Source organism: Curtobacterium sp. VKM Ac-2852, assembly GCF_013205045.1.
In the GTDB taxonomy this organism is placed as follows: Bacteria; Actinomycetota; Actinomycetes; order Actinomycetales; family Microbacteriaceae; genus Curtobacterium; species Curtobacterium flaccumfaciens.
Genome location: NZ_JABMLI010000001.1, coordinates 366,359 through 393,128, shown reverse-complemented (window position 1 = coordinate 393,128; position 26,770 = coordinate 366,359). Strand labels below are relative to the sequence as shown.

The following is a 26,770-nucleotide window of genomic DNA, read 5'->3' as shown; positions in this document are numbered from 1 at the left end:
GCATGCGCGTGGGAGTCCTCGACATCGGGTCCAACACCGGCCACCTGCTCGTGGTGGACGCCCACGGCGGCGCCGCGCCGCTGCCGGCGTCCTCGTTCAAGCAGCCGCTGCGGCTGGCCGAGCACCTCGACGACTCGGGCGCGGTGACGCAGCAGGGGATCGACGCCCTGACCACCTTCGTCGCCGACGCCGTCCGCGTCGCCGAGGAACGCGGCTGCGAGGACATGCTCGCGTTCGCCACCTCGGCGGTGCGCGACGCCGGCAACTCCGAGGCCGTGCTCGCCCACGTCGAGTCGTCCACCGGGGTCGAGCTGGCCGTCCTGTCCGGCTCCGACGAGGCCCGGCTGACGTTCCTGGCCGTGCGTCGCTGGTTCGGATGGTCCGCCGGTCGCCTGGCGGTCTTCGACATCGGCGGTGGCTCGCTCGAGATCGCCGGCGGTGCCGACGAGGCACCGGACGTCGCGTGGTCGATGCCGATCGGCGCCGCACGCCTGGCGCGCTCCTACTTCGCCGCCGGTACCCCGACCGAGGACGACGTCCGCCGCATCCGGCACGAGATCCGCGTCGAGATCGCCCGGGACGCCGGACGGCTGCTCCGCTCGGGCCGCCCGGACCGGGCCGTGGCGACGTCGAAGACGTTCCGGTCGATCGCCCGGATCTGCGGGGCCGCGCCGTCGGCCGCCGGACCGCTCGTGCCCCGTGCCCTCGACGGCGACGTGCTGCGGCAGCGCCTGCCGGAGCTGCTCACGATGTCGGTCGACGAACTCGCGGCGCTGCCGGGCGTCTCGGCGAGCCGCGCACACCAGGTGGTGCCCGGGGCGCTCGTCGCCGAGGCGTGCCTGGACATCTTCGACCTGCCCGCGCTCGAGATCTGCCCGTGGGCGCTGCGCGAGGGCGTCATCCTCGAGCGGCTCGACCAGTTGTCGGTGCTGGGCAACTCACAATAGTGACCGATATGGTCAGGAGATGACCAAAACGGACACTCGCGGAGCGCTGGTCTCCGGGGCCCTCTGGACGGTGGCGGGGGTCGGCTGGCTCGTCGGCGAAGCGGTCTCGGCGTCGGCGTTCCCCGGCTACGACTACGCGACGAACTACATTTCCGACCTCGGCGTCCCCGACGTCGGCACGTTCCAGGGGCGGGCGATCGACTCACCGCTGCACGTGCTCATGAACACGACGTTCATCGGGCAGGGCGTCCTGTTCGGGATCGCAGCGGTGCTCGCCGTCGTGGTGTTCCGCGCCGCGTCCCGCCGTGCGCGGGTGGCGACCGCGGTCCTCGCCGTGGTCCACCTGGTCGGGATGGTCCTGGTCGGCTCGTTCCACGGCAGCCAGACGAGCACCGACGGCGGCACCATCGTGTTCCACGTGCTCGGCGCCGCCGCAGCGATCACGACCGGCAACCTCGTGGCGATCGCCGCCGGCATCGGGTGCCGGGTACTGCGGGCACCGGCGGCCTACCGGATCGCGAGCGTCGCGCTCGGGATCGTCGGCCTCGTCTCCCTCGTGATGCTCGTCGTGGACTCGTCGTCGACGGCGATCGAGGTGCTCCCCGACGGCGTGTGGGAGCGTGCGTCCGTGTACACGATCGTCGCGTGGGAGCTCCTGACCGGGATCGCCCTGATCGTTGCGGGGACCCGGCGCCTGCGGACGACACGGGCCTCGGCGGTCGGCGCGTGAGCCGGCCTGCGCGCCGTGCTCGGCCCTCCGCCGAGGAGATCAACGGGGGCGTCCTGGACATCACCGCCGGACTCATCGCCCGCCGCGGCATCAAGGACACCGCCGTGCAGGCCGTCGCCGACCAGGCCGGCTACTCGAAGGCGGGCATCCTCGCCCGGTTCACGAGCAAGGAGCTGCTCGTCGAGGCCGCGCTCGCGCAGTGCACCGCGCAGACCGAGGCGATCCGGGCAACCGCCGCCGCCGCCCCCGCGGGGGAGACCCGCGACGCCGCGGCGCTCGCAGGGATCGCCGACCTCGCTCTCGCCCGGCCGGGGTGGGCGGAACTCGCGCTCGCGGCGTTCACCCTGCGGCGCGGGGACGACGTCGGCGTTCGGCTCGAACCGGTCGCAGCGACGCTCCTCGACGTGTTCGGCATCGACCTGGCCGACGCCACGGCCACCCCGCTCGACCGGCGGGCACGGGTCTCCGGGGCGTTCGGTGCGATCGTGATGCTCGCGCTGACGTACGAGACCGAAGCCTCTGCAACCGAGGCCCGGCCGCACATGCTGCAGGTCGGATGGGACGCCCTCGGCCACGACGGGCCCGTGCCGCTCGGGGTCGTCGGTTAGGCCCGCTCGGACCTCGGCGGTGCGAGCAGCCACGGCCGGATCAGCTTCGTCACGAACGGCAGCACCCAGAACGTCATGATCGGCGTGAGCACCACGGTCGTGATGAGCACCCGGGGCAGGATCGCGACGTGCGCGAACGCGGGGACGAGCCAGGCCGTCAGGTACGTGAACGCGAGGTTCACGGGGAAGAAGCCGAGCCAGATGCTCACGGACTGCTTCCACCGCGGGGGAGCGCTCGAGGCCGGGGCGTCCTGCGGGACGTCGAACCACCCCTCGATGCCGGTGCGCTTCTCGACGCGGGACTCCACCACCAGGTCACGGCCCAGGTCGAGCCAGCGCAGCCGGTCGTCGGAGTTCTCCCACGTGGCCAGGGAGTCGTGGTCGGCGAAACGGTAGAGCATGTGCCACTCGCGGGACTGCGCGGTGGAACGCACCCACCCGGAGCCGAGGAAGCCGGGGTAGCGGTTCGCCAGGTTCACCCCGGACTGCACCCAGCGGGTGACCTCGGGGATGCGGTCGGGTTCGACCAGGCGGGTGACGGAGACGGTGACGGGCGGGCCTGCGGTCTCGGATGACGACTGCAGGCTCCCAGGCTCTTGTGGAGTCATCCGACCAGTGTCCCGGACCCGTGTTTCCGGCTCGTGACACGTGCCGCGGTCGTCGGCTGAACGGATCCGCGTCGTCCTTCGACCACCGTCCCAGGCGAGTGCAAGACGATCATCTGGCGAACGCGCCACCGAGAGGACCCCGATGACCGATCCCGAGCCCACCACCACCCTTATCGCCACCGTCGACGGGCCCGACGGCGGCACGTACGAGGTCCGGCGGCTGACGCTCCCGACGGGTGCGTCGACCGGCTGGCACCGCCATGACGCGCGTCAGACCGGACTGGTGGTGCGCGGCGCGCTGACGCACGTCACCGAAGAGGCGACACGGGTCGTCGGGCCGGGGCAGGCCCTGGTCGAGGAGCCACACGTCGTGCACGACGGTCGCAGCACCGGCACGGAGGACGCCGAACTGCTCTACGTCGCCCACCTCCCGGCAGGCGGAGTGGCGTCGACCCCGGGTGAGGCGCCACCGAGCGAGGGGCCGGTCCGCAGCGCGGTGGTGTCGGTCCCGCTGGGGCGGCCGCGGTTCGTCCACGCCCTGCGCTACACCGCGATGTACGCCCCGAAGCCCTTCGCCGAGGCCCTGCTCGTCTACCGGGACAACGGCACGTACACGATCCTGTCCCCGGGTGAGGACCACCACGGCTGCTACGTCTCGGCGACCGATCCCGCCGAGGGGATGCGGCACGTCGCGTTCATGTCGTGGCCGTCCGCGGACTGGGGCCGGAACGTCGCGTCGCACACCCTGACCTTCGAGGCGGCGAGCGGCGCCTTCACCCAGGAACTCCGGCTGCCGGGCGACCCGGTGCCGCGGGCACAGCACGGGTACGCGGTGCCCGTCGAGCACCCGGAACGGATCGACACCGGCGCCGGGTGGACCGCGCTGCGCCAGGAGCACGTCGGGGTGTTCGCCACGCTCGAGCGGCTGGCGGGCGGCGGCTCGACCGCGGCCTGACCCCCGCCAGCGGTCAGCTCGCCTGCTTCTTGGCGGCGGGCTTCTTCGCCGGAGCCTTCTTGACCGGGGCCTTCTTCGGCGCCGACTTCGCGGGGGCCTTCTCGGCCGTGCTCTCCGCGGCCTTCTTGGCGGGCGCCTTCTTCGCCGGTGCCTTCCTGCCGGAGCCGGACGTGCCGGAGCCGGACGTGCCCGAAGCGGAACCCGACGACGAGCGTGCGGTCGACGACGAACGCGACCCCGAGCCTCCTGTCCGCTTCTTGTCGACGGACGCACGCAGGGCGGCCATCAGGTCGAGCACGTCACCGCCCTCGTCGTCGTCGTCCTCGTCGTCCTGGGCGCCGAAGGTCTTCTCGGTGTCGATGTCGTCGCCCGCCTCGAGCTTGGCGTCGATCAGCTGCTGCAGTTCCTCCTGGTAGGAGTCGGTGTAGCGGTCGGGGTCGAAGTCGGTGGACATGCTCTCGACGAGCGAGGACGACATCTTCAGCTCGTTGGCGCTGACCTTCACCGTCGTGTCGAGGGTCTTGAAGTCGGCAGCGCGGACCTCGTCGCCCCAGAGCAGCCCCTGCAGCAGGATGACCTCGTCGTGCACCCGGAGCACCCCGAGCCGCGTCTTCTGCCGCAGCGTGAACTGCACGATCGCCAGGCGGTCGGTCTTCGCCAGGGTCTCGCGCAGCAGCACGTACGCCTTCGGCGAGCGCGAGTCGGGCTCGAGGTAGTAGGTCTTCTCGAACATCATCGGGTCGACCTGCTCGACGGGCACGAACTCGAGCACCTCGACCTCGTGCGACTGCTCCTCGGGGAGCTGCTTGAAGTCGTCCGCCGTGAGCACCACGGTCTTGTCGCCGTCGTCGTAGGCGCGCTGGATGTCGGCGTACTCGACCTCGTGGCCGAACTCGCACACCCGCTTGTACCGGATGCGGCCCTTGTCCTCGTCGTGGACCTGGTGCAGGGACACGTCGTGCGTCTCGGTGGCCGCGTAGACCTTGATGGGCACGTTGACGAGCCCGAACGCGATGGAGCCCTTCCAGATCGACCTCATGCGCACATGATGCCCGCCCGCACGCGTGCGTGCCCGGAGCCGTCGGTTCCTCCACAGGTCCGCCGTCCGGGGGATCGTTCCACGGATGTCCGGTTCGCTGGACCGCCGCGAGGCCGGCGCGAGCACGATGGGCCCATGAGCCAGCTCGACAAGCAGGACCCGCGCGACCAGTTCCCCCGTCCGCCGTTCCCCGCACAGACCCAGCAGGGGTCCGGGCTGGCGAGCGCGATGGACCCCGCCCCCGACCACGGCGAGACGAGCTACCTGGGCACCGGGCGGATGCGCGGGTACCGGGTGCTCGTCACGGGCGCGGACTCCGGCATCGGGCGCGCCGCGGCGATCGCGATGGCGAAGGAAGGGGCCGACGTCGCCCTGAACGCCCTGCCCGAGGAACGCGAGGACCTCGAACAGGTCCGCGACGTCATCGGTGACCTCGGGCGCAAGGCGGTGCTGCTGCCCGGTGACCTGACGGACGAGGCCTTCTGCGACGTCCTGGTGCAGGACGCCGTCAGCGAGCTCGGCGGCCTCGACGCACTCGTGCTGGTCGCGGGCCACCAGCAGGTGCACGAGGACATCACCGTGCAGAGCACCGAGGACTTCGACCGCACGATGAAGGTCAACCTGTACTCGCTGTTCTGGCTGGTCCGCGCTGCCGTCCCGCACATGGCGCCGGGGAGCTCGATCGTCACGACCAGCTCGGTGTCCGCGTACCAGCCGCAGGACCGCATGATCGACTACGCGGCGACGAAGGCCGCGATCATCACCTACACGAACGGGCTCGCGCGGCAGCTCGCGAGCAAGGGCATCCGGGCCAACACGGTGGTGCCCGGGCCGGTGTGGACGCCCCTGCAGCCGATCAGCTACCCGGGCGACGAGATCGCGGCGTACGGCCAGGACACCCCGTTCGGCCGTCCCGCCCAACCCGTCGAGCTCGGCAGCGCCTACGTCTACCTGGCCGGGCCCGAGTCGTCGTACACGTCCGGCACGACCCTGACGGTGGCGGGAGCGACCGGGGTGGCGCTGTGAGTCCCGCCTCGCGCAAGACCGTCGTCCTCGTCGGCGACCGGCGGCTCGCGCTCACGAACACCGACAAGGTGCTCTACCCCGAGACCGGCACCACGAAGGGTCGGGTGATCGAGTACTACGAGCGGGTCGCGCCGTGGATGATCCCGCACGTGAAGGACCGCCCCGTGACCCGGAAGCGCTGGGCCAACGGTGTCGAGGGCAAGGTCTTCTTCGAGAAGAACCTGCCCGACTCGGCCCCCGACTGGGTACGGCACCACACCATCCACCACTCGGAACACGACAACGAGTACCCGATCGTCGACGACCTGCCGACCCTGGTGTGGATGGCGCAGCAGGCCGCGCTCGAACTGCACGTCCCGCAGTGGCGGTTCGGCCCCCGCGGCGCGCAGCAGAACCCGGATCGGCTCGTCCTCGACCTCGACCCGGGCGAGGGGGTGGGGCTGCCCGAGTGCGTCGAGGTCGCCGTGGCCGCGCGCGAGATCCTGCACGGCATGGGACTCGACCCGTACCCGGTGACGTCCGGATCCAAGGGCATCCACCTGTACGCGGCCCTCGACGGCAAGGCGACGACCGCGCAGGTCTCCGACGTCGCCCACGAGCTGGCCAAGGCCCTCGAGACGGACCTACCGGACCTGGTGCTGTCGTCGATGAGCCGTGCCGAGCGGAAGGGCAAGGTCTTCGTCGACTGGTCGCAGAACAACGGCAACAAGACGACCATCGCCCCGTACTCGCTGCGCGGCCGCGAGCGGCCGACGGTCGCGGCACCCCGCACCTGGAAGGAACTCGAGGAACGCGGGCTCGCGCAGCTCACGTTGGACGAGGTCCTCGAACGCCTGGAGGCCCGTGGGGACTTCCTGCACCCGGTCGCCTCCGCCTCGCTGGCCGTCGGGCGCGACGACCACGGGCACTGGGACAGCGACCGGACCGAGCGCGCGAACGACGCCGAGCAGCCCGCACGTGACCGGCTCGCCGCCTACCGGGCGAAGCGGGACGCCTCGAAGACGCCGGAGCCCGTGCCCGAGGGCGCTCCCACCGTGCGGAAGGACGGCACACCGACCTTCGTCATCCAGGAGCACCACGCCACCCGCGACCACTACGACTTCCGGCTCGAGCACGACGGGGTGCTGGTGAGCTGGGCCCTGCCGAAGGGTGAGCCCACCGACCCGGGCAAGAACCACCTGGCGGTGCAGACCGAGGACCACCCGCTCGAGTACGGGGCGTTCGAGGGCACGATCCCGAAGGACGAGTACGGCGGCGGCACGGTCACGATCTGGGACGACGGCACCTACGAGCTCGAGAAGTGGCGCGAGGGGCAGGAGGTCATCGTCACGCTGCACGGTCGGGCCGGTGGCGCTCGCCGCCTCGCGCTGTTGCACACCCGCGGCCGTGGCGGCGGGGACGAGAAGAACTGGCTGATCCACCGCACGAAGGAGCAACCCGAACGGCTGGCGGACGGCGGCGGATCTGCCGGGCCGGCGGTGGCGCGACGGGCGGACCGGCCGTCGGACGGGCGCGACGGTGCACACCGCGCCGGGCAGCGACGGATCAGCGGGGCCGCGGACGCCGAGACCCCGCCGTCCGAGCGCCGGACGATGCAGGCGACCCTGTCCAAGGGCGAGCCCCGGCTGGACCCGGCGGACTGGGCCTTCGAGATGAAGTGGGACGGGGTGCGCGCGCTGGCGACGGTCCGCGACGGGTCGGTGACCCTGCGCAGCCGCAACGACAACGACCTGACGGCCCAGTACCCCGAGCTGCAGGAACTGGGCGAGCGGGCCGGCGTGGACGGCGTGTTCGACGGTGAGATCGTGGCCTTCGACGATCGTGGCCGCCCCTCGTTCCAGCTGCTCCAGAACCGCATGGGCCTGACGAAGGCGCGCGAGGTCCGGAGCGCGCAGGAAACGACGCCCGTGCGGTTCCTGCTGTTCGACGTGCTCGAGGCGGACGGGCACGAGCTCACGCGGCTCGGCTACGACGCCCGGCGGCAGGCACTCGAGACGGTCGTGGAACCCGGCGGTGCGATCGACGTGCCGCCGGCGGTGCAGGGCGACCTCGACGCGGTGCTGGCTGCATCGCGCGAGCAGGGCCTCGAGGGCGTGGTCGCGAAGAAGCGGTCGTCGAAGTACGCCGAGGGCCGGCGGTCCGAGGCCTGGCTGAAGCGCAAGCACCACGCCACGCAGGAAGTCGTCGTCGGTGGCTGGAAACCGGGCAGCGGGCGGCGTGCCGGGGGGATCGGCTCGCTGTTGCTCGGGGTGCCCGGCCCCGACGGGCTGGAGTACGTCGGCAAGGTCGGCACCGGGTTCCGTGACCGCGACCTCGACGAGATCGCCGGTGCCCTCGCACCGCTGGAACGGAAGACCCCGCCGTTCGTCGACGTCCCACGACCTGACGCGCGTGATGCGCACTGGGTCACGCCGAAGCGCGTCGGCGAGGTCGAGTTCGCCGAGTGGACCGGCGACGGACGGCTCCGGCAGCCGTCCTGGCGAGGGTGGCGGGTGGACAAGGACCCGGACGACGTCGTGCGGGAGGCCTGAGCCGCGCTTCGCCTTCGGGTCCACATGCGTGCGCATGGGGTCCGCCGCTGGCGAACATCCGTCCCCCGTCCGGAGCCCGCGCGGGGGACAGTATCGGAACGGCTGGCCACGATCGGCCATCGGCTGTTACGTTCGCCGGGACGAAGGGGGCTTCGAGGATGAACTCGAGCAAGTACCTGCCGCCCTACACGGCTGCAGAACGCGTCGCGATCACGGGGGACGACCTGTCACAGCGGAACGTCGAACCGGGCACCGGCACCACGGAGACCGAGGTCCGGTACGCGGACTTCCTCGCAGACGAGGACGACGACTGACGAAGACGACGACGACTGACGGGGCAGCCCTGAACGCCTGACCGATCGACGCGACCGACAGAAGCGAACAGACCCGACGGCCCGCACGCTGGATCAGGGAGCGCACGGACCGCCGCCGAGGCACGTGACCAGCCGGTTCAGGGAGACCGACCACGAAAGCCCCGCACCGGGCTCGCCGAAGCGCCACCGGTGGGTCCACCAGTGAGACGCACCGGGTGGCCGGATCGTCACACGAGCGGCAAGAAGAATCGCCGGGCGACCTCGATGGTCGCCCGGCGATCTCGTCTGTCCGGGGGATCCTGTCGGATCCGGACGGGGTCAGGCCGCGGGTGCAGGGCCGTCGGAGGGCACCGCGTGGTCGGCCACGGGCGCGTCCTCTTCGATGAGCTCGCCCTCTTCCGGTTCGACCACCTCGGCCGCGGCGGCCTTGGCCTCGTCGATGGACTCCTGGGAACGGCGGAGCAGGTCGTCGTCGTGTGCTGCCTGATCGGTCATGCCCAGCAACCTACGCGGGCGTCCCTGTGTCGGCGTCCCGACGGCGGGCACCGTGCGTCGGGTCGTGCCGGCCGGTGTGCGGTGGCTCGAAGTCCACCGCAGAGGTCGGTGCGGGTGTCGAGGGCATCGCCGGAGCGGCCGGGGCGCCGAACGCATCAGCGGCGTCGAGCACCGCACGGGTGGCGGCGACAGCCGTCCGGAGCGCATCGCGGACGGGCATCGCCCGGTGCGCCGGGGTCCGGACCTCGACACCCCACGGCTCGGCGAACCCGAGTTCGCGCACGGTCCGGACGAAGCCGGGGAGGTCCCACGCTCCGGCACCGGGCAGGTACCGTGCCGTCCGGGACTCCTCGGCGAGGGTCATCCCGCTCGGGGTGTGCAGCAGTCCGTCGCTCAGCTCGACGGCTGCGAGGACCCCCGGTGCGACGCCCTGCCGGATCGACGCGAGGGTGGAACCGCCGCGGAGTGCGTGCATGGCGTCGATGAGCAGGCCGCCGTTCGGGTGTCCGGCAGCGGCGACGAAACGGGAGGCCCGTTCGATCGTGGGCAGGTTCGACCACGGTTCCGGTTCGAGCACGAGCTGCGCTCCGACCGCCTCGGCCTGGTCGGCGAGCACGACCCAGTCGTCGGCCATCGTCGCGGGGGAGGCTCCGGGCAACGAGGTGTCGGCGCGCGCCACCACCTGCCAGGCGCTCAGCGTCGCCGCGGCCTCGAGCACGACACCGCGGTCGGCGTCCTCGTCCTGGGTGCGGCTCGTGCACGTCCACCAACGGTCCAGCGGTCCGAGCTGGACCCAGACGATGCCGGCGGCGTCGAGCATGCGCCGCAGTTCGGCGAAGCCCGTCGTCGCGCGGACCTCGTGCAGGTCGTCGAGGGACAGCGACAGGCCGGCGAACCCGGCGGCACCGACGGCGTGCACCCGGTCGCGGACGCTCTCGTCGCCCGCCCACGTCCAGGACGTGGCGAGCAGGTCGTGTTCCAGCACGGTGGTACCTCCGGCAGTCCCGAGGTGTCCGCGTCGCCCCGTCGCGATGCGCCGCCCCGTGTCCGCCGCGGGCCCCACCCGCGACGATGCCCAAGATCTACCCGAGCTGCCTGCGAACACTCCCAGCCCGCCGACACATCGCCGACACGTGCTTCAGACGATCCGGGTCCGGACCTCGCCGACGCCGGCGATCGTACCGACGAGCACGGCGCCCCGGTCGAGCACGCCGACACCGTCCGGAGTGCCGGTCATCACGAGGTCGCCGGGCGCGAGCGCCACGGACCGTGACAGGGCCGCGATCGTCTCGGCGACCGACCAGATCTGGTCGGCCAGGTCGCCCGACTGCCGGAGCTCCCCGTCCACCGTCAGCTCGATCGCGCCGCTGGTCGGGTCGACCTCGGCCGCCGGGGTGAGCGCCCCGATCGGTGCCGAGGCGTCGAAGCCCTTGGCCGTGTCCCACGGGCGTCCGAGTCGCTTCGCCTCGGCCTGCAGGTCTCGGCGGGTGAGGTCGATCCCGACGGAGTAGCCCCACACGTGTGCGAGCGCATCGGTGACGGCGATGTCCGTGCCGCCGGTGCCGATGGCGACGACGAGCTCGACCTCGTGCTCCAGTTGCTGCGTCAGCGGCGGGTACGGGGTGTCGGCGCCGTCGACCACGATCGCGTCGGCCGGCTTGGTGAAGAAGAACGGCGGCTCGCGGTCCGGGTCGTGGCCCATCTCGCGGGCGTGCGCCGCGTAGTTCCGGCCGACGCAGAACACACGGCGGACGGGGAAACGCGCGCCCGTCGTCGTGGGCACGGTCGGGAGGCTCGGGGCCGGGATGACGAGTTCGGTCACGGTCCCAGCGTGGCAGGCCCGCAGAGCGTCGGTTCAGCTCTCACCGAAGGACGCCTCGTCCTTGAGCTTCCGCGCCCGGGCGCGCTCCTGGCGTTCGCGCCATTCGATGCGCATCTGCGCGAGTTCCGCTTCGGCGCCCTTCGCACGCATGAGCGGACCGTAGTGGGGGCTCGCGAGGAGCCGTGGTGTCGTCATCTCGCGGTTGTCGAGCAGCCGCTTGAAGGCCTCGTCGGTCAGCGTCGAGATCATCGACGTTCTCCTTCCTGCTGTTCGTGGGCTCCCGGTCGTGTCGCCTCGTACTCAGCGAGCGCCTGAGAGGTCCAGGTGTCGTCGTCGGTCGTCCAACTGCGGGTCACCAGCGCAGCGGACATCACACCGGCAGCCGCGCGCTTTCCTTCGTCGTCCGAGGTCGCCCGGTCGGCGACCCATGACCAACGCTGCCACCACAGGTCGCGGTGCACCGAGAACTCTGCATTTCGCCGTCCGGCGCGCCCGTCGAGCACCGAGGCGACGAGCGCACCCAGCGCGACGGACGCGCTCGTGACCGACACGAGCGCACTGATCCAGCCGATGTCCATGCCGGAACCCTGACAGCACGGAACCGGCCACGCGGCGGGCGTGACCGGTCCTGTGGAGGGTGATCCGGGCCTCCCGGCCTGTGGAGGAGTGCGTCAGTTGCCGGGCGCGGCCGCCTCGGTCTCGCCAGCGCCCGGGTCGCCGCCGGTCCCGCCGCTGGCCGGCTCGTCCTGGGGCCAGCCCGCGAACTCCCAGCCCGCGAGCGACGGGTGGTCCTCGCCCTTGGTGTAGGCGAACGTCCGCGCAGCGTCCCGCGCTTCGGACAGCTTCGTCAGCAGGTCGGCGTGCGCCTCGGCGTCCACCCGTGACAGGGCGTCGTGAGCCAGGGCGAAGCGGTCCATCTCGTTGCGCATGAGCATGTCGAACGGCGAGGTGGTCGTGCCCTGCTCGAGGAACCCGTGCACGTGCAGGTCGTCGTGCCCGTTCCGGCGGTACGTCAGCTGGTGCACGAGGGTCGGGTACCCGTGGAACGCGAAGACCGTGGGCGTGCCGGGCAGGAAGAGCGCGTCGTACTGCTCGTCCGGGATCGGGTGCTCGTGCTTGCGCGGGTCACCGAGCGCCAGCAGGTCGACGACGTTGAGCACGCGGACCCCGACGCCGGGAGCGTGCTTCCGGATGATGTCGGTGGCGGCGATCGCCTCGACCGTGGGGACATCACCGGCGCAGGCGAGCACGACGTCGACCTTCCCGACGGCCTGCTCGGTACCGGCGAAGTCCCACACGCCGAGTCCGGCCTGCGCGTGCGCGACCGCGTCGTCGAGGGACAGGAAGACCGGCTCCGGGTGCTTGCCCGCGACGATCACCTCGATGCGGTCCGTGGTCTCCATCGCGTGCGCGGCGACGGCGAGCAGCGTGTTGGCGTCGGCCGGCAGCTTGATCCGGACGAGGTCCTGCTGCTTCGACGCGACGACGTCGAGGAACCCGGGGTCCTGGTGGGAGAACCCGTTGTGGTCCTGTCGCCAGACGTGCGACGAGAGCAGGAGCGACAGGTTGGACACGGGCACCCGCCAGTCGATGTCGGTCGAGGACTCCAGCCACTTGGCGTACTGCCCGACCATCGAGTCGATGATGTGGGCGAACGCCTCGTAGGTGTTGAGCATCCCGTGCCGACCGGACAGCACGTAGCCCTCGAGCATCCCCTCGAGCAGGTGCTCGGACAGGACCTCGGTGACCCGGCCGCGTGCGGCGAGGTGCTCGTCGCCGGCGGCGCGCTGGGCCCGCCAGACGCGCGAGGTCACGTCGAACACGGCATCGAGCTTGTTCGAGATCGTCTCGTCCGGGCCGAACAGCCGGAAGGTCGAGGCGTTCTTCTCGATGAGTGCGGCGAGCCAGGGGCCGAGCGTACCCGTGGCGGACGCCGTGGAACCGACCTCGACCGCGTACGGCTCGAGCGGCGGCCGGTCGAGCGCGGTCCGCAGCCGACCACCGTTGCCGTGCGGGGTCGCACTCATCCGTACGTCACCGGTCGGGCGGATCGTGGTCATGATGCCGACCGGGTGGCCGTCCTCGTCGAAGAGCTCCTCGGGGCGGTACGAGCGCATCCACTCCTCGAGCTGGGCGCGGTGGCCGTCGTCCTCGCGCACCGCGGGCAGCGGCACCTGGTGCGCACGGAAGGTCCCCTCGACCTGCTCGCCGTCGACCTCCTTCGGGCCGGTCCAGCCCTTCGGGGTGCGCAGGACGATCATCGGCCAGCGCGGACGCAGGTCGGCGGCACCGGCGGGCTGCCCCGCGGCGGCACGGGCGGCCTGGGCGCGGGCAGCGGCCTGGATGTCGTCGATGCCGGCGAGGGCGCGTCGCAGGGCACCGTCGAACAGGGCGTGCACCGCGTACGGGTCGTCGTCGACGCGGCGGGAGTCGACCACGATCGGGTCGTAGCCGAGCCCGCGGAAGTACGCGGTGAGGTCCTCGTCGGGGATGCGGGCCAGGACGGTCGGGTTCGCGATCTTCCAGCCGTTGAGGTTGAGGATCGGCAGCACGGCGCCGTCGGACACCGGGTCGAGGAACGTGTGCGCCTGCCACGACCCGGCGAGCGGACCGGTCTCGGCCTCACCGTCACCGACCACGCACGCGACGACGAGGTCCGGGTTGTCGAGCGCCGCACCGTAGGCGTGCGACAGCGAGTAGCCGAGTTCACCGCCCTCGTTGATGGAGCCGGGGGTCTCCGGGGCGGCGTGCGAGGGGATACCGCCCGGGAACGAGAACTGGCGGAAGAACCGCTGCAGGTCGACGTCCTGGTACAGCTCGTTCCACGTGCCGTCCAGCCAGGCGTTCGCGTTCATCGCCGGGCCGCCGTGCCCTGGGCCGCAGATGTACAGGAACTCGCGCCCGGTCTCCGTGATCAGCGCGTTGCAGTGTGCGTACACGAGGTTCAGTGCGGGGGAGGTGCCCCAGTGGCCGAGCAGCCGCGGCTTGACGTCGTCGGGTTCGATCGGCCTGGTGAGCAGCGGGTTGTCCAGCAGGTAGATCTGCCCGACCGTCAGGTAGTTGGCGGCGCGCCACCAGGCGTCGACCGCCCTGAGCCGGTCGGTGGTGGAGATGTGTGCTGGAGCCATGGGTACACGGTACGAAACACCGGGTTGCGGCACCTCAGGAAACTCGTCCCAAACCGTTCGGGCGGGGGTGCCGAATCACTTGCACAGGGCAAACGCCCAGGGCGCTCTCCGGTCACAGTTGGCCGGGCTGCAGCTTGTACACAGCAAGCGTGCACACCACGTGCACATTCGGCCTCCGGCCGGAGCGCCTCCAGAGCAAAGGACTGATCACGATGCGTAAGAGCCTCAAGACCTCCATCACCCTCGCCACGACCGGCGCCCTCGTCCTCGGCGGTGCCGCGTTCGGGATCTCCTCCGCCCAGGCCGCGACCCCGAACGTGCACACGGTGTCCTCGTCGTCGTCGAAGATCCCCGCACCCGTCGCCTCGGTCCCCGAGGTCCTCGGTGGCTCCACCGCCGTGAAGCTCGACTCCGGCTTCACCGACGCCCTCACCGCCCTGAAGCTCACCCCCGGCGTCTCGGGCGATGCGACCCTCGCCGACGGGTCGGTGTCGTTCCCGATCACCGCCGGGTCGGTCACCTACTGGTCGCCGGATGGCAACTACCGCCCGTACGTGCAGGGCCTGCTGAACCACGACGACTCGGGTCTGACCCTGAAGGCCGGCGACACCACCGTCACGCTGGAGAACTTCGTCGTGAACCCGGGCTCGTCCAAGCTCTACGGCGACGTCCTCGTCAACGGCAAGGTCGCCGCGGCCAACGCGTTCCTGTTCGAGCTGCACGGCGGCTCCCTCAAGCCCCTCCAGCTCGAGGGCGACAACGCCATCCTCACCGGCACCACCGTCCACATCTCCGAAGACGCAGCCGGCCTGCTGAACAAGACCTTCGGCACCGACGCCGTCAAGCGTGGCCTGCTCGTCGGCACCGCCACCATCACCGCACAGATCAAGTAACACCCCGCTCCACCCCAGTCGGCCCGGACCACGCAGCAGCGCGGTCCGGGCCGACTTGCGTTGCGCGCCGAGCGTCGAGCGTCGTGCGTCGTGCCGGCGGGCGGCCATCGTCGTCACGGGCTGGGCGACACCTCACGCACTCAGGTTCGCGAGAACTGTCGCTGAGCGCGAAATCCTGCCCCCGGACGGCACCCCGGCACCCCCGCACCCCCGCACCGCGGTACCCCTCAGCGCCGTCGCCACCACCGCCGCGGCTTCGCCTCGAGCCGCGCCTGCTCCGCTGCCCGCGCGGCCGAAGCCATGCGCACCTCGCGGCGCTCCCGCCAGGCGAGCACCTCGGCCTCGACGTCCCGCATCGGCGTCACCACCGGCGGCCCGCCGAGCAGCTGCCGCCGGGCCTCCTTCACCCGCGCGTTGAAGTCCACGAGGACGTCGCGCACGTCGGTCTCGAGCGACAGGGCGTCCAGGGCATCATCGAGTTCGGCGTCCTCGGTGCGGAGCGCCAGGGCCGGCGGCGCGATGCCCCGGATGTCCTCACGTTCGATCTTCGACTTGATCCACCAGTCCGGGTCGTGCTGCCCGTCGAGGCCCGGCAGCGGCTTGCCGTGGTACGGGTTGCCCTCGAAGACCCCGCGCCGCTCGGCCTCCGCGATCTGGGCCCTGGCGTGCGCGGCGACGTCGGCGGCCTTGAGCAGCCGACGTTCCTCGCGTTCCGAGCGCACCTCGTCGGGGTCGAGCGACCCCCGCTCGATCTCCTGGTCGACGAGCTGCTGGTAGCGGTAGCGGGCGGCCCTGCGGAGCCGGTCCATCCGTGCATCGACGTCGTTCATCGTCAGACCATGATGCCCCGCGCCCCCGAGGGGCCGTCCAGCCCGGTCAGGACTTCTCTGAGACTTCTTCGATGGTCAGCGCGGCCTGGATGAGCGCCAGGTGTGACAGCCCCTGCGGGATGTTGCCCATGAAGTCCCCGTCCACGGCGCTGAGCATCTCGCTGAACAGTCCGACGTCGTTCGCCTGCGCGACCATGTCGTCCATCAGCTGCTTCGCGTCGTCGATGCGTCCGACGCACGCGAGCGCGGCGGCGAGCCAGAACGAGCACGCCACGAAGGGGGACTCCTCGTCCTGGATGCCGGAGTACCGGTACACGAGCGGCCCGTGCTGCAGCTGCTCCTCGATGGCGCGGATCGTGGACTCCATGCGCGGTCCGCGGTCGAACGCCGACATCGCGTGCAGCAGGATCGAGCAGTCGAGCGCGTCGGTGCCCGGGTACATGACGTAGTGGCCGAGCTCCTCGTTCCACCCGTTCTCGGCGACCCAGTCCTCGATGAGCTCGCGGTTCTCGATCCACTTCTCGCGCGGGCCGTCGATCATCCCCGCGTCGTGCAGCTCGACCGCCGCGTCGAGTGCCTGCCAGCAGCCGATCTTGCTCGTCGTGTAGTGCTGCGCCTCCTGCAGCTCCCACATGCCCGAGTCCGGCTCCACCCAGCGGTGGCACGCGTCGTCGGCCAGGTCCTGCAGCACCGAGGCCGTCTTGCGGTCGAGCACGTTGCCGGCTCGGACGTACTGGCGCATGATCTCGAACATGTCGCCCCAGACCCCGAGCTGCAGCTGGTCACCAGCCCGGTTGCCGATCGTGACCGGCCCGATGCCGTTCCAGCCCGGGACGTCACGTTCCTCGACGGTGTCGCTCTTCGACCCGTCGAGTCCGTAGAAGATCGGCATCGTCTCGTCGTGCTCGGCGATCGTGCGCATCACCCACGACACGGCGGCGTGCGTCTCCTCGCGCAGGCCGAAGCGGGTGAGCGCGTGCACCGTGTACGCCAGGTCGCGCACCCAGGCGAACCGGTAGTCCCAGTTCTTCCCGCCGGTGCGGTCCTCGGGCAGGCTCGTCGTCGGGGCCGCAGCGATGGCGCCGGTGGGGGCGAAGATCAGGAGCTTCAGGGCGAGCGCGCTGCGCTGGACGGCGTCCGACCAGGGGCCGTCGTAGCTGAACTCCTTCGACCAGGTCGACCAGTTCTCGATCGTGCGGTCGACCCCTTCGAGCGTGCGCTCGGGCTCGGGCAGGAAGATCGGCTCGTCGTACGTGCCGACGATGGTCAGGATCGACTTCGAGCCCTCGGTCGTCGTGAACCGCCCCGAGAACCGGGGACCGTCGTCGTGCACCGGTTCGAAGCCCTGCTCGACGATCGCGATGGTCACGCCGTCGACGCCGATCACCGTGCCGTTCGCGGTGTCGAGTCGGCGCGGTTCCGCGGTGTTCAGGATCGTGCCGGGCACGACCGCCCACTCCATCTCGACCGATCCGTCGACCCCCTGCACGCAGCGGCCGATCTCGGCCCAGGGCAGCCGTCCGGCCACTCCGGTGACCATGGCGTCGGTCACGGTGGCGGTGCCGGACGGGGTCGTCCAGGTCGTCACGAGCACGTTCGTCCCCGGCAGGTAGGCGCGGGACACCTGCGCCTGGTCGTCCACCGGCCGCAGGGCGACGTGTCCGCCGTGCTCGGCGTCGACGATGCTCGCGAACACGGGCGGTGAGTCCATCGACGGGATCGGCAGCCAGTCGATCCGGCCGTCGAGCGCGATGAGGGCGACCGTCCGCCCGTCGCCGATCGCACCGTACGAACGGAGCGGGACGTACCCGTTCGTCCGTTCCTCGTTCTCGGTCGCGTCGGGGGTGTCTCGCGTGCGCTCGGTCATGCGTCCAGCCTGCCCCGGCCCCGGTGGCGACCATCAGGCGGACGTACCCCTCGTGGAGAACGCACGCCGGGCCTCCAGCCTGTGGAGAACCGCCGGCGAGCCGCCGGAGCAAGGTCGGAGCACCGCCGGAGAACCGCCAGCGAACCGCCGGAGCACCCCGGAGCACCGCCGACACGCCCACGCGACTTGCGCATCCCGGGCGTGTCGCACTAGCGTCGTCCTCCTGCCGATCGGCAGACCGCCCGCCCCGGGCACACCGGAAGGACCGCGCATGCGCGCCGTGCAGCACAACGAGGAACGCGTCGAGCTCCAGCTCGCCGCGGCCGCCGTGCTGCCCGAGCAGCAGTGGTCCCTCCGCTATCCCGCGTAGGCACGCGACGTCCCACGACGCCTCGTGCCCACCCGGCCCGGGGCGTTCGTCAGCACCGCTTCCTCCCGTCCGCCACGTCCGGCGACGACCAGGAGGTCAGGCGTACGACCGTCTCGGACCGTCACCTCGACCGTCACGAAAGCGAGACGACTCCATGAAGAAGATCAACGACCGATTGCTCAGCTGGGCCTCGATGCTCGAGGACAACACCGAGCAGCAGGCCCGCACGACCGCGCGCATGCCGTTCGTGTTCCCGCACCTGGCCCTCATGCCCGACGCACACCTCGGCCTCGGGGCCACCGTCGGGTCCGTCATCCCGACCCTCGGCGCGATCATGCCGGCGGCCGTCGGCGTGGACATCGGCTGCGGCATGATCGCGGTCCGCACGCAGTTCACCGCCACCGACCTGCCCGCCGACCTGCAGGGGCTGCGCGAGCAGATCGAGCGCGCGATCCCGCTGTCGGCCGGTGCGTCGAACCGGAAGATCGTGGCGACCGCCGCACCCCGGATCGCCGAGCTCGAGGCGATGGCCGAGACCGCCGGGTTCGACCCCGACGGCGTGCACGGCGGGTGGCGGAACCAGCTCGGCACCCTCGGGTCCGGCAACCACTTCATCGAGGTCTCCCTCGACGAGCAGGACCGGGTCTGGCTCTTCCTGCACTCCGGGTCGCGAGGCGTCGGCAACAAGATCGCGCAGCGGCACATCAAGGTCGCCAAGAAGGCGATGGAGCGGTGGTGGATCCAGCTGGCGGACCCCGACCTGGCGTACCTGGTCGAGGGCACGCCGGAGTTCGACCGGTACATCGCCGAGCTCCGGTGGGCCCAGCACTTCGCGCTGCTCAACCGCGAGGAGATGATGGACCGCGTCGTCCGGCAGCTGTCCGAGGCCGTCGGCACGCCCGTCGACGAGCGCGAGCGGATCAACTGCCACCACAACTTCACGCAGCGTGAGACGCACTGGGGCAAGTCCGTGTGGGTGTCGCGCAAGGGTGCGATCCAGGCGAGGGCCGGTCAGCCCGGCCTGATCCCCGGGTCGATGGGCACCGCGTCGTACGTGGTCGAGGGACTCGGCAACAAGCCCTCGCTCGAGTCGTCCCCGCACGGTGCCGGTCGGCTGTTCTCGCGGAGCGCGGCCCGGCGGACCTTCACCCACGAGCAGCTGCGCGAGGCGATGGTCGGCATCGAGTACCGCGACACCGACGCGTTCCTCGACGAGATCCCGGCGGCGTACAAGCCGATCGACCAGGTCATGGCGGACGCCGAGGACCTCGTGTCGATCCGGCACACCCTGCGGCAGGTCGTCAACGTGAAGGGCGACTGAGACGCGCCCACCGACGGACGGGAGGCCCGTGGCGGCACCGCCACGGGCCTCCCGTCCGCCACGTGCGGACCGCACGGCCCGGCGCGCCCCGGACAGGACGGCACGCGTCGGGCACGCTGGGGCGTGATGAGCGACACGGCGGAGCACGCGGCGAAGGAAACCGGACGACAGGTCCGGCGAGCGGCCGACAGCCGTTGGTTCGAGGTCACGGCACGCGCCGGGTTCGTCGGCAGTGGCATCGTCCACCTGCTGATCGGGTACCTCGCGATCCTGCTCGGCATCGGCAACGCGTCCTCCGGCGGCGAGACGGACCAGTCCGGTGCGCTGCAGCAGATCGCCGCGGTCCCCGGCGGGGTGTTCCTGCTCTGGCTGATCGCCGTCGGCACGGCCGCACTCACCGTGCGCCTGATCGTCGAGGCGATCGTCGGCGGCCGTTCCGACACCACCCGGGGGTGGCTCGCCCGGCTGAAGGACGTCGCGAAGGCCGTGGTCTACGGCGTGATCGCGTACTCGTCGGCCTCGTACGCGCTCGGTGCCGGGTCGAGCTCGAGCAGCTCGTCGCAGAGCGCCGCGGCGAAGACCCTGGCGACGCCGGGCGGGGTGTTCGTGCTGCTCCTCGCCGGGGCGGTCGCGGTCGCGGTCGGCATCGGCCTCGTGGTGATCGGCTGCCGCCGGTCGTTCCGCAAGCAGATCACGCGACCGTCGGGTCAGCTCGACCGTGTGGTCACCGTGCTCGGCGTCGTCGGGTACGTCGGCAAGGGGATCGCCGTGGTCATCGTGGGCGTGCTCATCGCCGTCGCGGGGCTGCAGAGCGACCCCGACCAGGCCACCGGCCTCGACGCCGCGTTCGACGCCGTGCGGAGCATGCCCGGTGGGGTGTTCGTCCTCGTCGCGATCGGCATCGGGTTCCTGGCCTTCGGCGTCTACAGCTTCTTCCGCGCGCGGTTCGCCCGCCTCTGACCCGCGGGTGCACGGACGACCGGACCGGCGCGGACCTTCGCACTGCGCGACACCTCACGGGCCGAAGCGGGCGTGAGGTGTCGCTGAGCCCGTGAACTCGCAGCCGCAGCCGCAGCCGCAGCCGCAGCCGCAGCCGCAGCCGCAGCCGCAGCAGCCGCAGCCGCGCCGCCACGCCTGAGCGAGCACGGACCGCCCCCGCGGTAGACGGGGTGGATGAGCACCAACGTCACCACCGGCCCCGCGACCGTCTTCGCCGACGCCCGAGCGGTCCTCGCCGAGAGCATCGTCTGGGACCCGTCCGCACAGCTGCTCCGGTGGGCCGACATCACCCTCGGCACCCTCAACACCGCCGAGGCCGACGGCACCGTGCGGTCGAGCGTGCCGCTGCCGCCCCCGCTGGCGAGCTTCCAGCCCCGGGCCTCCGGCGGGTTCGTCGCGGCCCTCGGCGACACCGTCGTGGTGACGGACGAGCAGGGTGCCGTGGAGCGCGAGATCGCCCGCGTCACCCACAGCACCTCGGGCAACCGGTTCAACGAGGGCAAGTGCGACCCGTTCGGCCGGTTCCTGGTCGGCAGCATGAACGTGACGACCGGCGAACCCGATGCGGCGCTCTACTCGATCGAGGCCGACGGCACGACCCGGGTGCTCCGCGGCGGCTTCGGCGTGACGAACGGCATGGAGTGGTCGGAGGACGGCAGCACGATGTACGTCACCGACACCAGCGCCTCGACGGTCTTCCGCGGGTCGTACGGCCCGGACGGCGAGCTCGGCGAACTCGAGCCGTTCATCGTCGGTCAGGCGCACGACGGCCTGGTCCGCGACGACGAGGGCTGCTTCTGGAGCGCGATCTACGGCGGATCCCGCGTCGAGCGCTACGGGCCCGACGGCTCGCACCTGGAGACGGTGGAGCTCCCCGTCGCCAACCCGACGTCGGTGGCGTTCGGCGGTCCGGACATGTCGACGCTCTTCGTCGGGACGGCCCGCGAGAACCTCACCGAGCAGGACCTGGAGCAGGCGCCGCGGTCCGGGGCGGTCTTCGCGGTGCCGACGACGGTGCACGGGTTCCCCGCGAACACCTTCAGCGGCTGAGCACGTCGTCGCCGCCCGCGCGGACGGCGGCCGGGTATCCTGGGCGACCGCCCGATCGGAGGAGACCCACGTGGACGACGAACGCCAGGCAGCCCGGCCGGACCCGGCCGGCGAGCTCGCCCAGGCCGAGGACGCCGACGTCACGGTGCAGGTGGACCGGGTCGCGGTCGACGGCACCTACGTCCGGGTGAGCTCGATCGGTGAGCCCGGCGAGCGGGCCTTCGTGCTGGTCGCGGGCCTGGGCATCGCGTCGACCTACTACGAGCGGCTCGCCCCGCACCTCAACGAGAACGGTCCGGTGCACGCGCTCGACCTGCCGGGGTTCGCCGGCGTCCCGCGGTTCCGCGGGAAGGTCTCGATCGAGCGCTACGCCGACGCGGTCGAACGGGTCATCGACGACCTCGGGCTCCAGGACCCGGTGCTGGTCGGGCACTCGATGGGCACGCAGGTCGTCACCGAGGTCGCCGCCCGCCGTCCGGGGATCTCCGACCTCGTGCTCATCAGCCCGGTGGTCGACTCGTCGGCGCGCACGGTGCGGCAGTCGGCGTTCCGGTTCCTGCGGTCGACGCTGCACGAGCCCGCCGCCGTCCGGTGGCACGGCATCACGGCGTACGCGCTGTGCGGATGGCACTGGTTCCGGAAGGTCCTGCCACGGATGATCGCGTTCCCGATCGAGGAGCGCGCCGCCCACGTGCAGGCCCGCACCCTGATCGTCCGCGGTGAGCACGATGCGATGGTGCCGCGGGACTGGGTCCGCCGGCTGGCGCGGGTGTTCCCCTACGCGGTCCTCCGCGAGGTCGTCGACGGCGCACACTCGGTCATGCACGCACAGGCCGACGCGGTCGCGCGGCTCGCGGTGGCGCACGTCGACCACCGGATCCCCGACCGGGGCGTGTCGTCGCTGCAGCGGGTTCGCGACGACTCGACGTCGTCGGACCTGGCCCGGCTCAGCCCGGGGGACGCCTGGTTGCTGGTCAAGTCGCGCTTCATCGAGCTGTTCGGGATGGCCCGGAACGACGACGAGACACTCGAGGCGGCCAAGTCCGCGCACGCGGTCGCGATGGCCGACGGCGACGACCTGCCGGTCGACCCGGCCGATCGGCGGGCGGTCGTCGACGAAGTCGCGCCGGAGTCGAAGTAGCCAGCACCGTCGGGGCGCCGAGGACCGTCGCACCAGCGCGCGTCGCGATCTGCGGGCGACCGCCTGGAGGCCCGGTGCCGGTCCGACGGACCGGCACCGGGCCTCCAGGCCCTCGCGACCACAGCGACGGGCGTGCGGTCAGGGCGTGATGCGGCCCGGCAGCATGTCGGGCGTCAGCGCGTTCGCCTCGGCGAGGACCTTGCGGGCCTCGTCGGTCTTGTCCCACACGTTCCAGAGCAGCACGCCCCGGACCGTGTCGTCGTCGTCCAGGTAGTAGACGACGCCGGTCACGGTGGGGTCCTGCCAGTCCTCGACCGTGCGGAGCTTCGCGCTGACCTGCCCCACGGCCTCGTACCCCATGTCGAAGACGTCGGAGTAGAACATCGGCGTGTGGTCGTAGGTCTCGTCGGCGTCGGCCAGGTTGCGGCCGGCCTGCCGACCCTGCTGCTGGGCGTTGTCGACGTGCTCCACCCGGCGGGTGCCGAGGATCCGGTCCGGGTACTCGGCGACGTCACCGGCGGCGAACACGGAGTCGTCGTCGGTGAGCAGTGTCGAGGTCACCACGATGCCGTCGCGGACGGTGAGTCCGGCGTCGGCGGCGAGCTGCGTCGCGGGTTCGATGCCGAGTCCGGCGACGACCGCGTCGGCCTCGACCACGGAGCCGTCGTCGAGCGTCAGCCGCACGCCGTCCGCCGTCTCGGTGCCCTCGGACACCCGGCGGCCGGTGCGGAGCTCCACACCGTGGTCGACGAAGCGCTGCTGGAACGCCCGTGCCAGGTCCTCGGGGAACATGCGTCCGCCGACGACCTCGTCCGGGTCGACCAGTGTGACGCGCGCACCGTTCTGCACGATGCCGGCCGTGATCTCCTGGCCGATGTACCCGCCGCCGACGACGGCGACGTGTGCTCCCGCGTCCGCGAGTTCGCGCAGCCGGCGGTAGTCCGACGCGCTGCGGTAGTCGAGCACGCGTGCCGACGGGGACAGCCCCGGCAACCCGCGTGGCTTCCCTCCGGTCGCGAGCAGGAGCCGCTCGTAGCCGTGGGTCGCGCCGTCGGCCGTCGTGACGGTCTTCGCGGCACGGTCGATCGCGGTCACCGCGGTGCCCAGGACGAACTGCGCCCCGGTCTCCTCGGTGTGCAGGTCGACCTTGTCGTCCCAGCTGAAGTCCGGGTCGGTCCAGAGCTTCTTCGACAGCGCGGGCCGTGCGTAGGGCCGGTCGACGTCCTCGCTGAGGATCCCGATCGACCCGTCGGTGTCGAGCTCGCGGATGCCGCGGGCAGCGGCGTCGGCGACCATCCCGCCGCCGACGATGAGGTAGCGGAAGTCGGTCATGACGCCTCCTGGCGGTGCTGTGGCGCCACGATCAGATCGTGGCGACCGAGCCGGAGTCGACCCGGTAGTTGGCGCCGTTCACGAAGCTGGCCAGCTCGGAGCACAGGAAGGCCACGACGTTCGCGACCTCTTCCGGCTCGCCGCGGCGCTCGAGCTCCATGTACGGCCGCTCTTCTTCGAGGAAGCTGCCGATGGCCTCGTCGAACGAGGTCCCGCGCTGCTTGGCCCGCTTGTCCATCATCGCGTCGGTCATCGGCGTGTGGATGAACGCGGGGGAGACCGTGTTCACCAGCAGGCCCTCGGACGCGTAGGAGCGCGACAGGCCCTTCGCGAACGAGAGCACCCCGGCCTTGGCGGCGCAGTAGGGCAGCTCGTCGTCGTACGGCTGCGAGGCGTCCTCGGACACCAGGTAGACGATGCGTCCCCAGCCGCCCTGGCGCAGGTCGCCGATGAACTCGCGGGTGATCCGCACCGGCCCCATCAGGTCGATGTCGATCGTCTCCGCCCATCCGGCCTCGTCGATCTCGTGGAACATGCCCTGGGCGCCGGTGACGCCCGAGGACTGCACCAGGATGTCGATCTCGCCGACGGCCTCGCGCACCTTGTCGTGCAGGGCGGCGAGGCTCTCGGCGCTCCGGACGTCGGCGGCGAAGGCGTGCAGCTTGCCGATCGGTGCCTCGAGCTGGTCGGCACTGGTGTCCAGACGGCTCTGGTCGATGTCGGTGACGACCACGGTCGCACCCTCTGCCAGGAGGATGCGCGCCGTGTTCCAGCCGATGCCGGAGTCGCCGCCGAAGACGAGTGCGGTCTTGCCCTGGATACCGAGGTCCACCCGGGCCCCTACGCGTGCGCCGACGCGTCGGCGACGGCGGGCGTGGTGGCGGAAGCCAGCGGGGTGCTGGGCGCGCGGTTCTCGGCGGAGACCATCCACGCGAGCTGCTCGAGGCGCTCGATGAAGCCGTGGAGCAGGTCCGCGGTCGTCGGGTCCTCTTCGTCGACCTCGTCGTGGACGTCGCGCATGGTGCCGGTCGCCTGGTACAGCCGGAGCGTGACCTGGTCGATGGCGTCGTGCGTGGTGATCTCGCCCGAGGGGAACGCGTCGAGGTGGCTGCCCGCGGAGACGGTCGCCGAGCGGCCGTCCGGCACGAGGTACAGCGCGCGCATGCGCTCGGCGGTGTCGTCGGCGAACTCACGAGCCGCGTCGACGATCTCGTCGAGCTGCAGGTGGAGGTCGCGGAAGTTGGTGCCGAGGATGTTCCAGTGGGCCTGCTTGCCCTGCAGGTGCAGGTCGATGAGGTCCACGAGGACCGCCTGGAGGTTCTTGGCCATCTTGTCCGAAGCGTGCATGGTTGTGGCTCCTTTCGCGTCGGTGTGACCGTTCCGGTCTACGCGGTGCCGCAGTGCACGCTCTCAGTGCGCTCGGAGGCAGCGTCCCCCGGGGGCGTCCGGCGCGGTGCCGCTCAGTGCGACGGCGCGGGGTCCACCTGGTCGACGGCTTCGCGCATCTGCTCCAGGAAGCCGGCGACGATCCTCGCCTCGGACGCGGGGAGTCCCTCGGCGATCGACATCATCCGGCGGTGCATCACGCCGAGCGTGGCGCGGACCTCGTCGTCGGTCTCGGTCGTCGGCGTGATGACGAGCGCCCGTCGGTCGGTGGGGTGCGGGTCGCGGCGGACGTGGTTCGACTTGACCAGGCGGTCGATGAGGATCGTGGTCGAGGCCGACGAGATCTTGAGGTACGCGGCGAGGTCCTTCGGGCTCACGGCGGTGCCGGAGCGCTGCGCCTGCAGCAGGAAGCGCACGGCGAGCAGGTCGGTCTCGCCCATGCCCATCGAGTCGCGGGTCCGGCGGCGCATGGCCGTCTCGGCGGATCGGTACCGGCGCAGGGCGTTGAGCACCGCGACCCCGCGTTGGGTCGCGTCGTCGTCCGGGAACCAGTACCCGGACGCCTCGGTGATCTCCTGCGTCGACATGGCGTTCAGGGTAACCCGTCTCGTATCTCGGTCGTCGAGCGGACTCCCGGGTTCCGCCACGACCGTTGCGTCCGCACCGTCCGATGCGTTCGCAACGACCGTTGCGTCCGCACCGGACGGACAGGAGGCCCGTGGCGGGGTCGCCACGGGCCTCCTGTCTGATGGTTCGTCGCGTTACGCGGCTGCCTGCTCGTCCGTGCCGGCTGCGGCCTCGGCGAGCGCGGTGAGCGCGCCCTGCACGAGCGTCGTGACCTCGGCGTCCTCACGCGGGTGGGTCTCCGCGAAGCGGACGACCGACTGCGGGATGGCGACCTTGACGTCCTCCAGGACCTTCGCGCCGGCGATGCCGGCGGCCTTGCGGGCGTCGTCGTGCGCCCAGACGCCGCCGTACTGGCCGAACGCCGAGCCGATCACGGCGAGGGGCTTGCCGGACAGCGGCGAGGCGCCGAACGGACGCGAACCCCAGTCGAGCGCGTTCTTCAGGACGGCGGGGATGGTGCCGTTGTACTCGGGGGTGATCAGCAGGACGGCGTCCGCGGTGGCGACGGCGTCGCGGAAGGCGACGGCAGCGGCGGGCGGGGTGTCGCCGTCGATGTCCTCGTTGTAGAACGGCAGGTCGACGATGCCGTCGAAGGTGTGCAGCTCGATGCCCTCCGGCGCGTGGTGCGCGGCGGCCTCGGCGAGCTTGCGGTTGATGGAGTCGGCGCGCAGGCTGCCGACGAGGACGAGGACGTTCGTCATGGAGCTCCTTCTGTTGCGGGATGCTGTTGCTGGACGGAAAGGTGTCAGCG

27 protein-coding genes are annotated in these 26,770 nt (G+C 71.5%); 12 read left to right on the top strand and 15 right to left on the bottom strand.

The window, feature by feature from the left end; genetic code table 11:
• Positions 1–2: 2 nt before the first annotated feature.
• From HQQ79_RS01885 to HQQ79_RS01875, 3 genes are read left to right on the top strand one after another with little or no spacing between them, the layout of a single operon-like run.
• Positions 3–947, top strand: a complete 945-nt coding sequence (locus HQQ79_RS01885; RefSeq protein WP_173032305.1) for a Ppx/GppA phosphatase family protein — start codon at positions 3–5, stop codon at positions 945–947.
• 19 nt (positions 948–966) lie between these two features.
• On the top strand, positions 967–1,677 hold the full coding sequence (locus HQQ79_RS01880) for a DUF998 domain-containing protein (RefSeq protein ID WP_173032304.1): 711 nt from the start codon (positions 967–969) through the stop codon (positions 1,675–1,677).
• On the top strand, positions 1,674–2,285 hold the full coding sequence (locus tag HQQ79_RS01875) for a helix-turn-helix domain-containing protein (RefSeq protein ID WP_173032303.1): 612 nt from the start codon (positions 1,674–1,676) through the stop codon (positions 2,283–2,285). The genes HQQ79_RS01880 and HQQ79_RS01875 overlap by 4 nt, the downstream gene beginning before the upstream one ends.
• On the opposite strand, the gene HQQ79_RS01870 is transcribed toward HQQ79_RS01875, so the two are convergent.
• Positions 2,282–2,893 (bottom strand): antibiotic biosynthesis monooxygenase, encoded by a 612-nt coding sequence (locus HQQ79_RS01870; RefSeq protein ID WP_035809639.1) that lies wholly within the window; start codon positions 2,891–2,893, stop codon positions 2,282–2,284. The genes HQQ79_RS01875 and HQQ79_RS01870 overlap by 4 nt on opposite strands.
• Positions 2,894–3,035: 142 nt before the next feature.
• Between HQQ79_RS01870 and HQQ79_RS01865 the strand changes: the two genes are divergently transcribed.
• Positions 3,036–3,848, top strand: a complete 813-nt coding sequence (locus tag HQQ79_RS01865) for a cupin domain-containing protein (RefSeq protein ID WP_173032302.1) — start codon at positions 3,036–3,038, stop codon at positions 3,846–3,848.
• A 13-nt stretch (positions 3,849–3,861) separates the two neighbouring features.
• Here the strand turns inward: HQQ79_RS01865 and HQQ79_RS01860 are convergent, their stop codons facing one another.
• Entirely contained in the window at positions 3,862–4,887 is a 1,026-nt protein-coding gene (locus HQQ79_RS01860; protein WP_173032301.1) for a Ku protein, read from the bottom strand.
• 135 nt (positions 4,888–5,022) lie between these two features.
• Between HQQ79_RS01860 and HQQ79_RS01855 the strand changes: the two genes are divergently transcribed.
• The 3 genes from HQQ79_RS01855 to HQQ79_RS01845 all read left to right on the top strand — a co-directional run bounded on the left by HQQ79_RS01855 (position 5,023) and on the right by HQQ79_RS01845 (position 8,758).
• The gene (locus HQQ79_RS01855; protein WP_071245906.1) at positions 5,023–5,913 is read left to right on the top strand and encodes an SDR family oxidoreductase; all 891 of its coding nucleotides are present in this window, start codon (positions 5,023–5,025) and stop codon (positions 5,911–5,913) included.
• A complete protein-coding gene (locus HQQ79_RS01850; RefSeq protein ID WP_173032300.1) occupies positions 5,910–8,444 on the top strand; it encodes an ATP-dependent DNA ligase in 2,535 nt (844 codons plus the stop codon). Before HQQ79_RS01855 ends, HQQ79_RS01850 begins: the two co-directional genes overlap by 4 nt.
• 158 nt (positions 8,445–8,602) lie before the next feature.
• A complete protein-coding gene (locus tag HQQ79_RS01845) occupies positions 8,603–8,758 on the top strand; it encodes a hypothetical protein (protein ID WP_173032299.1) in 156 nt (51 codons plus the stop codon).
• A gap of 318 nt (positions 8,759–9,076) precedes the next feature.
• On the opposite strand, the gene HQQ79_RS01840 is transcribed toward HQQ79_RS01845, so the two are convergent.
• From HQQ79_RS01840 to HQQ79_RS01815, 6 genes are all read right to left on the bottom strand, one after another.
• Positions 9,077–9,253 (bottom strand): hypothetical protein, encoded by a 177-nt coding sequence (locus HQQ79_RS01840; protein WP_173032298.1) that lies wholly within the window; start codon positions 9,251–9,253, stop codon positions 9,077–9,079.
• A 10-nt stretch (positions 9,254–9,263) separates the two neighbouring features.
• The gene (locus HQQ79_RS01835; protein WP_173032297.1) at positions 9,264–10,238 is read right to left on the bottom strand and encodes a sugar phosphate isomerase/epimerase; all 975 of its coding nucleotides are present in this window, start codon (positions 10,236–10,238) and stop codon (positions 9,264–9,266) included.
• 153 nt (positions 10,239–10,391) lie between these two features.
• On the bottom strand, positions 10,392–11,075 hold the full coding sequence (locus tag HQQ79_RS01830; protein WP_173032296.1) for a fumarylacetoacetate hydrolase family protein: 684 nt from the start codon (positions 11,073–11,075) through the stop codon (positions 10,392–10,394).
• Positions 11,076–11,108: 33 nt separating this feature from the next.
• Positions 11,109–11,324, bottom strand: a complete 216-nt coding sequence (locus HQQ79_RS01825; RefSeq protein ID WP_027467135.1) for a hypothetical protein — start codon at positions 11,322–11,324, stop codon at positions 11,109–11,111.
• Positions 11,321–11,653: a hypothetical protein gene (locus HQQ79_RS01820; protein WP_027467134.1), complete on the bottom strand. Its 333-nt coding sequence runs from the start codon at positions 11,651–11,653 to the stop codon at positions 11,321–11,323. Before HQQ79_RS01820 ends, HQQ79_RS01825 begins: the two co-directional genes overlap by 4 nt.
• A gap of 93 nt (positions 11,654–11,746) precedes the next feature.
• On the bottom strand, positions 11,747–14,203 hold the full coding sequence (locus HQQ79_RS01815; protein ID WP_173032295.1) for a phosphoketolase: 2,457 nt from the start codon (positions 14,201–14,203) through the stop codon (positions 11,747–11,749).
• Positions 14,204–14,415: 212 nt separating this feature from the next.
• On the opposite strand from HQQ79_RS01815, the gene HQQ79_RS01810 reads away from it, so the two are divergent.
• The gene (locus tag HQQ79_RS01810) at positions 14,416–15,096 is read left to right on the top strand and encodes a hypothetical protein (RefSeq protein WP_071247112.1); all 681 of its coding nucleotides are present in this window, start codon (positions 14,416–14,418) and stop codon (positions 15,094–15,096) included.
• A 227-nt stretch (positions 15,097–15,323) separates the two neighbouring features.
• Here the strand turns inward: HQQ79_RS01810 and HQQ79_RS01805 are convergent, their stop codons facing one another.
• Together HQQ79_RS01805 and HQQ79_RS01800 are read right to left on the bottom strand one after the other, a co-directional pair.
• Positions 15,324–15,926, bottom strand: a complete 603-nt coding sequence (locus tag HQQ79_RS01805; protein ID WP_027464989.1) for a DUF1992 domain-containing protein — start codon at positions 15,924–15,926, stop codon at positions 15,324–15,326.
• 46 nt (positions 15,927–15,972) lie between these two features.
• Positions 15,973–17,793 (bottom strand): glycoside hydrolase family 15 protein, encoded by a 1,821-nt coding sequence (locus HQQ79_RS01800; RefSeq protein WP_173032294.1) that lies wholly within the window; start codon positions 17,791–17,793, stop codon positions 15,973–15,975.
• Between the two features lie 524 nt (positions 17,794–18,317).
• Between HQQ79_RS01800 and HQQ79_RS01795 the strand changes: the two genes are divergently transcribed.
• The 4 genes from HQQ79_RS01795 to HQQ79_RS01780 all read left to right on the top strand — a co-directional run bounded on the left by HQQ79_RS01795 (position 18,318) and on the right by HQQ79_RS01780 (position 22,674).
• Positions 18,318–19,484: an RtcB family protein gene (locus tag HQQ79_RS01795; protein WP_173032293.1), complete on the top strand. Its 1,167-nt coding sequence runs from the start codon at positions 18,318–18,320 to the stop codon at positions 19,482–19,484.
• 126 nt (positions 19,485–19,610) lie between these two features.
• Positions 19,611–20,444, top strand: a complete 834-nt coding sequence (locus HQQ79_RS01790; protein ID WP_173032292.1) for a DUF1206 domain-containing protein — start codon at positions 19,611–19,613, stop codon at positions 20,442–20,444.
• Between the two features lie 213 nt (positions 20,445–20,657).
• Positions 20,658–21,533: an SMP-30/gluconolactonase/LRE family protein gene (locus tag HQQ79_RS01785; RefSeq protein WP_173032291.1), complete on the top strand. Its 876-nt coding sequence runs from the start codon at positions 20,658–20,660 to the stop codon at positions 21,531–21,533.
• A 70-nt stretch (positions 21,534–21,603) separates the two neighbouring features.
• Positions 21,604–22,674 carry an alpha/beta fold hydrolase gene (locus HQQ79_RS01780; RefSeq protein ID WP_173032290.1) on the top strand — a complete coding sequence of 357 codons (1,071 nt, stop codon included), beginning with the start codon at positions 21,604–21,606 and terminating at the stop codon, positions 22,672–22,674.
• A gap of 138 nt (positions 22,675–22,812) precedes the next feature.
• On the opposite strand, the gene HQQ79_RS01775 is transcribed toward HQQ79_RS01780, so the two are convergent.
• The 5 genes from HQQ79_RS01775 to HQQ79_RS01755 form a co-directional block, all read right to left on the bottom strand.
• Positions 22,813–24,006, bottom strand: coding sequence for an NAD(P)/FAD-dependent oxidoreductase (locus HQQ79_RS01775; RefSeq protein ID WP_173032289.1), 1,194 nt, complete (start codon positions 24,004–24,006; stop codon positions 22,813–22,815).
• Between the two features lie 31 nt (positions 24,007–24,037).
• Entirely contained in the window at positions 24,038–24,838 is an 801-nt protein-coding gene (locus HQQ79_RS01770; RefSeq protein WP_173032288.1) for an SDR family oxidoreductase, read from the bottom strand.
• Between the two features lie 8 nt (positions 24,839–24,846).
• Positions 24,847–25,353, bottom strand: coding sequence for a Dps family protein (locus tag HQQ79_RS01765; protein WP_017886495.1), 507 nt, complete (start codon positions 25,351–25,353; stop codon positions 24,847–24,849).
• A gap of 113 nt (positions 25,354–25,466) precedes the next feature.
• Positions 25,467–25,979, bottom strand: coding sequence for a MarR family winged helix-turn-helix transcriptional regulator (locus HQQ79_RS01760; RefSeq protein WP_027464983.1), 513 nt, complete (start codon positions 25,977–25,979; stop codon positions 25,467–25,469).
• Positions 25,980–26,153: 174 nt separating this feature from the next.
• A complete protein-coding gene (locus HQQ79_RS01755) occupies positions 26,154–26,720 on the bottom strand; it encodes an NADPH-dependent FMN reductase (protein WP_027464982.1) in 567 nt (188 codons plus the stop codon).
• Positions 26,721–26,770 lie beyond the last annotated feature (50 nt).

What these genes read in the sequence shown, in the direction of transcription:
- HQQ79_RS01790 (WP_173032292.1), top strand. Translation starts at nt 19,611, where the DNA reads ATGAGCGACACGGCGGAGCACGCGGCGAAGGAAACCGGACGACAGGTC.
- HQQ79_RS01795 (WP_173032293.1), top strand. Translation starts at nt 18,318, where the DNA reads ATGAAGAAGATCAACGACCGATTGCTCAGCTGGGCCTCGATGCTCGAG.
- HQQ79_RS01845 (WP_173032299.1), top strand. Translation starts at nt 8,603, where the DNA reads ATGAACTCGAGCAAGTACCTGCCGCCCTACACGGCTGCAGAACGCGTC.
- HQQ79_RS01755 (WP_027464982.1), bottom strand. Translation starts at nt 26,720, where the DNA reads ATGACGAACGTCCTCGTCCTCGTCGGCAGCCTGCGCGCCGACTCCATC.
- HQQ79_RS01870 (WP_035809639.1), bottom strand. Translation starts at nt 2,893, where the DNA reads ATGACTCCACAAGAGCCTGGGAGCCTGCAGTCGTCATCCGAGACCGCA.
- HQQ79_RS01855 (WP_071245906.1), top strand. Translation starts at nt 5,023, where the DNA reads ATGAGCCAGCTCGACAAGCAGGACCCGCGCGACCAGTTCCCCCGTCCG.
- HQQ79_RS01815 (WP_173032295.1), bottom strand. Translation starts at nt 14,203, where the DNA reads ATGGCTCCAGCACACATCTCCACCACCGACCGGCTCAGGGCGGTCGAC.
- HQQ79_RS01765 (WP_017886495.1), bottom strand. Translation starts at nt 25,353, where the DNA reads ATGCACGCTTCGGACAAGATGGCCAAGAACCTCCAGGCGGTCCTCGTG.
- HQQ79_RS01820 (WP_027467134.1), bottom strand. Translation starts at nt 11,653, where the DNA reads ATGGACATCGGCTGGATCAGTGCGCTCGTGTCGGTCACGAGCGCGTCC.
- HQQ79_RS01860 (WP_173032301.1), bottom strand. Translation starts at nt 4,887, where the DNA reads ATGAGGTCGATCTGGAAGGGCTCCATCGCGTTCGGGCTCGTCAACGTG.
- HQQ79_RS01805 (WP_027464989.1), bottom strand. Translation starts at nt 15,926, where the DNA reads ATGAACGACGTCGATGCACGGATGGACCGGCTCCGCAGGGCCGCCCGC.
- HQQ79_RS01775 (WP_173032289.1), bottom strand. Translation starts at nt 24,006, where the DNA reads ATGACCGACTTCCGCTACCTCATCGTCGGCGGCGGGATGGTCGCCGAC.
- HQQ79_RS01885 (WP_173032305.1), top strand. Translation starts at nt 3, where the DNA reads ATGCGCGTGGGAGTCCTCGACATCGGGTCCAACACCGGCCACCTGCTC.
- HQQ79_RS01800 (WP_173032294.1), bottom strand. Translation starts at nt 17,793, where the DNA reads ATGACCGAGCGCACGCGAGACACCCCCGACGCGACCGAGAACGAGGAA.
- HQQ79_RS01825 (WP_027467135.1), bottom strand. Translation starts at nt 11,324, where the DNA reads ATGATCTCGACGCTGACCGACGAGGCCTTCAAGCGGCTGCTCGACAAC.
- HQQ79_RS01810 (WP_071247112.1), top strand. Translation starts at nt 14,416, where the DNA reads ATGCGTAAGAGCCTCAAGACCTCCATCACCCTCGCCACGACCGGCGCC.
- HQQ79_RS01865 (WP_173032302.1), top strand. Translation starts at nt 3,036, where the DNA reads ATGACCGATCCCGAGCCCACCACCACCCTTATCGCCACCGTCGACGGG.
- HQQ79_RS01760 (WP_027464983.1), bottom strand. Translation starts at nt 25,979, where the DNA reads ATGTCGACGCAGGAGATCACCGAGGCGTCCGGGTACTGGTTCCCGGAC.
- HQQ79_RS01785 (WP_173032291.1), top strand. Translation starts at nt 20,658, where the DNA reads ATGAGCACCAACGTCACCACCGGCCCCGCGACCGTCTTCGCCGACGCC.
- HQQ79_RS01840 (WP_173032298.1), bottom strand. Translation starts at nt 9,253, where the DNA reads ATGACCGATCAGGCAGCACACGACGACGACCTGCTCCGCCGTTCCCAG.
- HQQ79_RS01880 (WP_173032304.1), top strand. Translation starts at nt 967, where the DNA reads ATGACCAAAACGGACACTCGCGGAGCGCTGGTCTCCGGGGCCCTCTGG.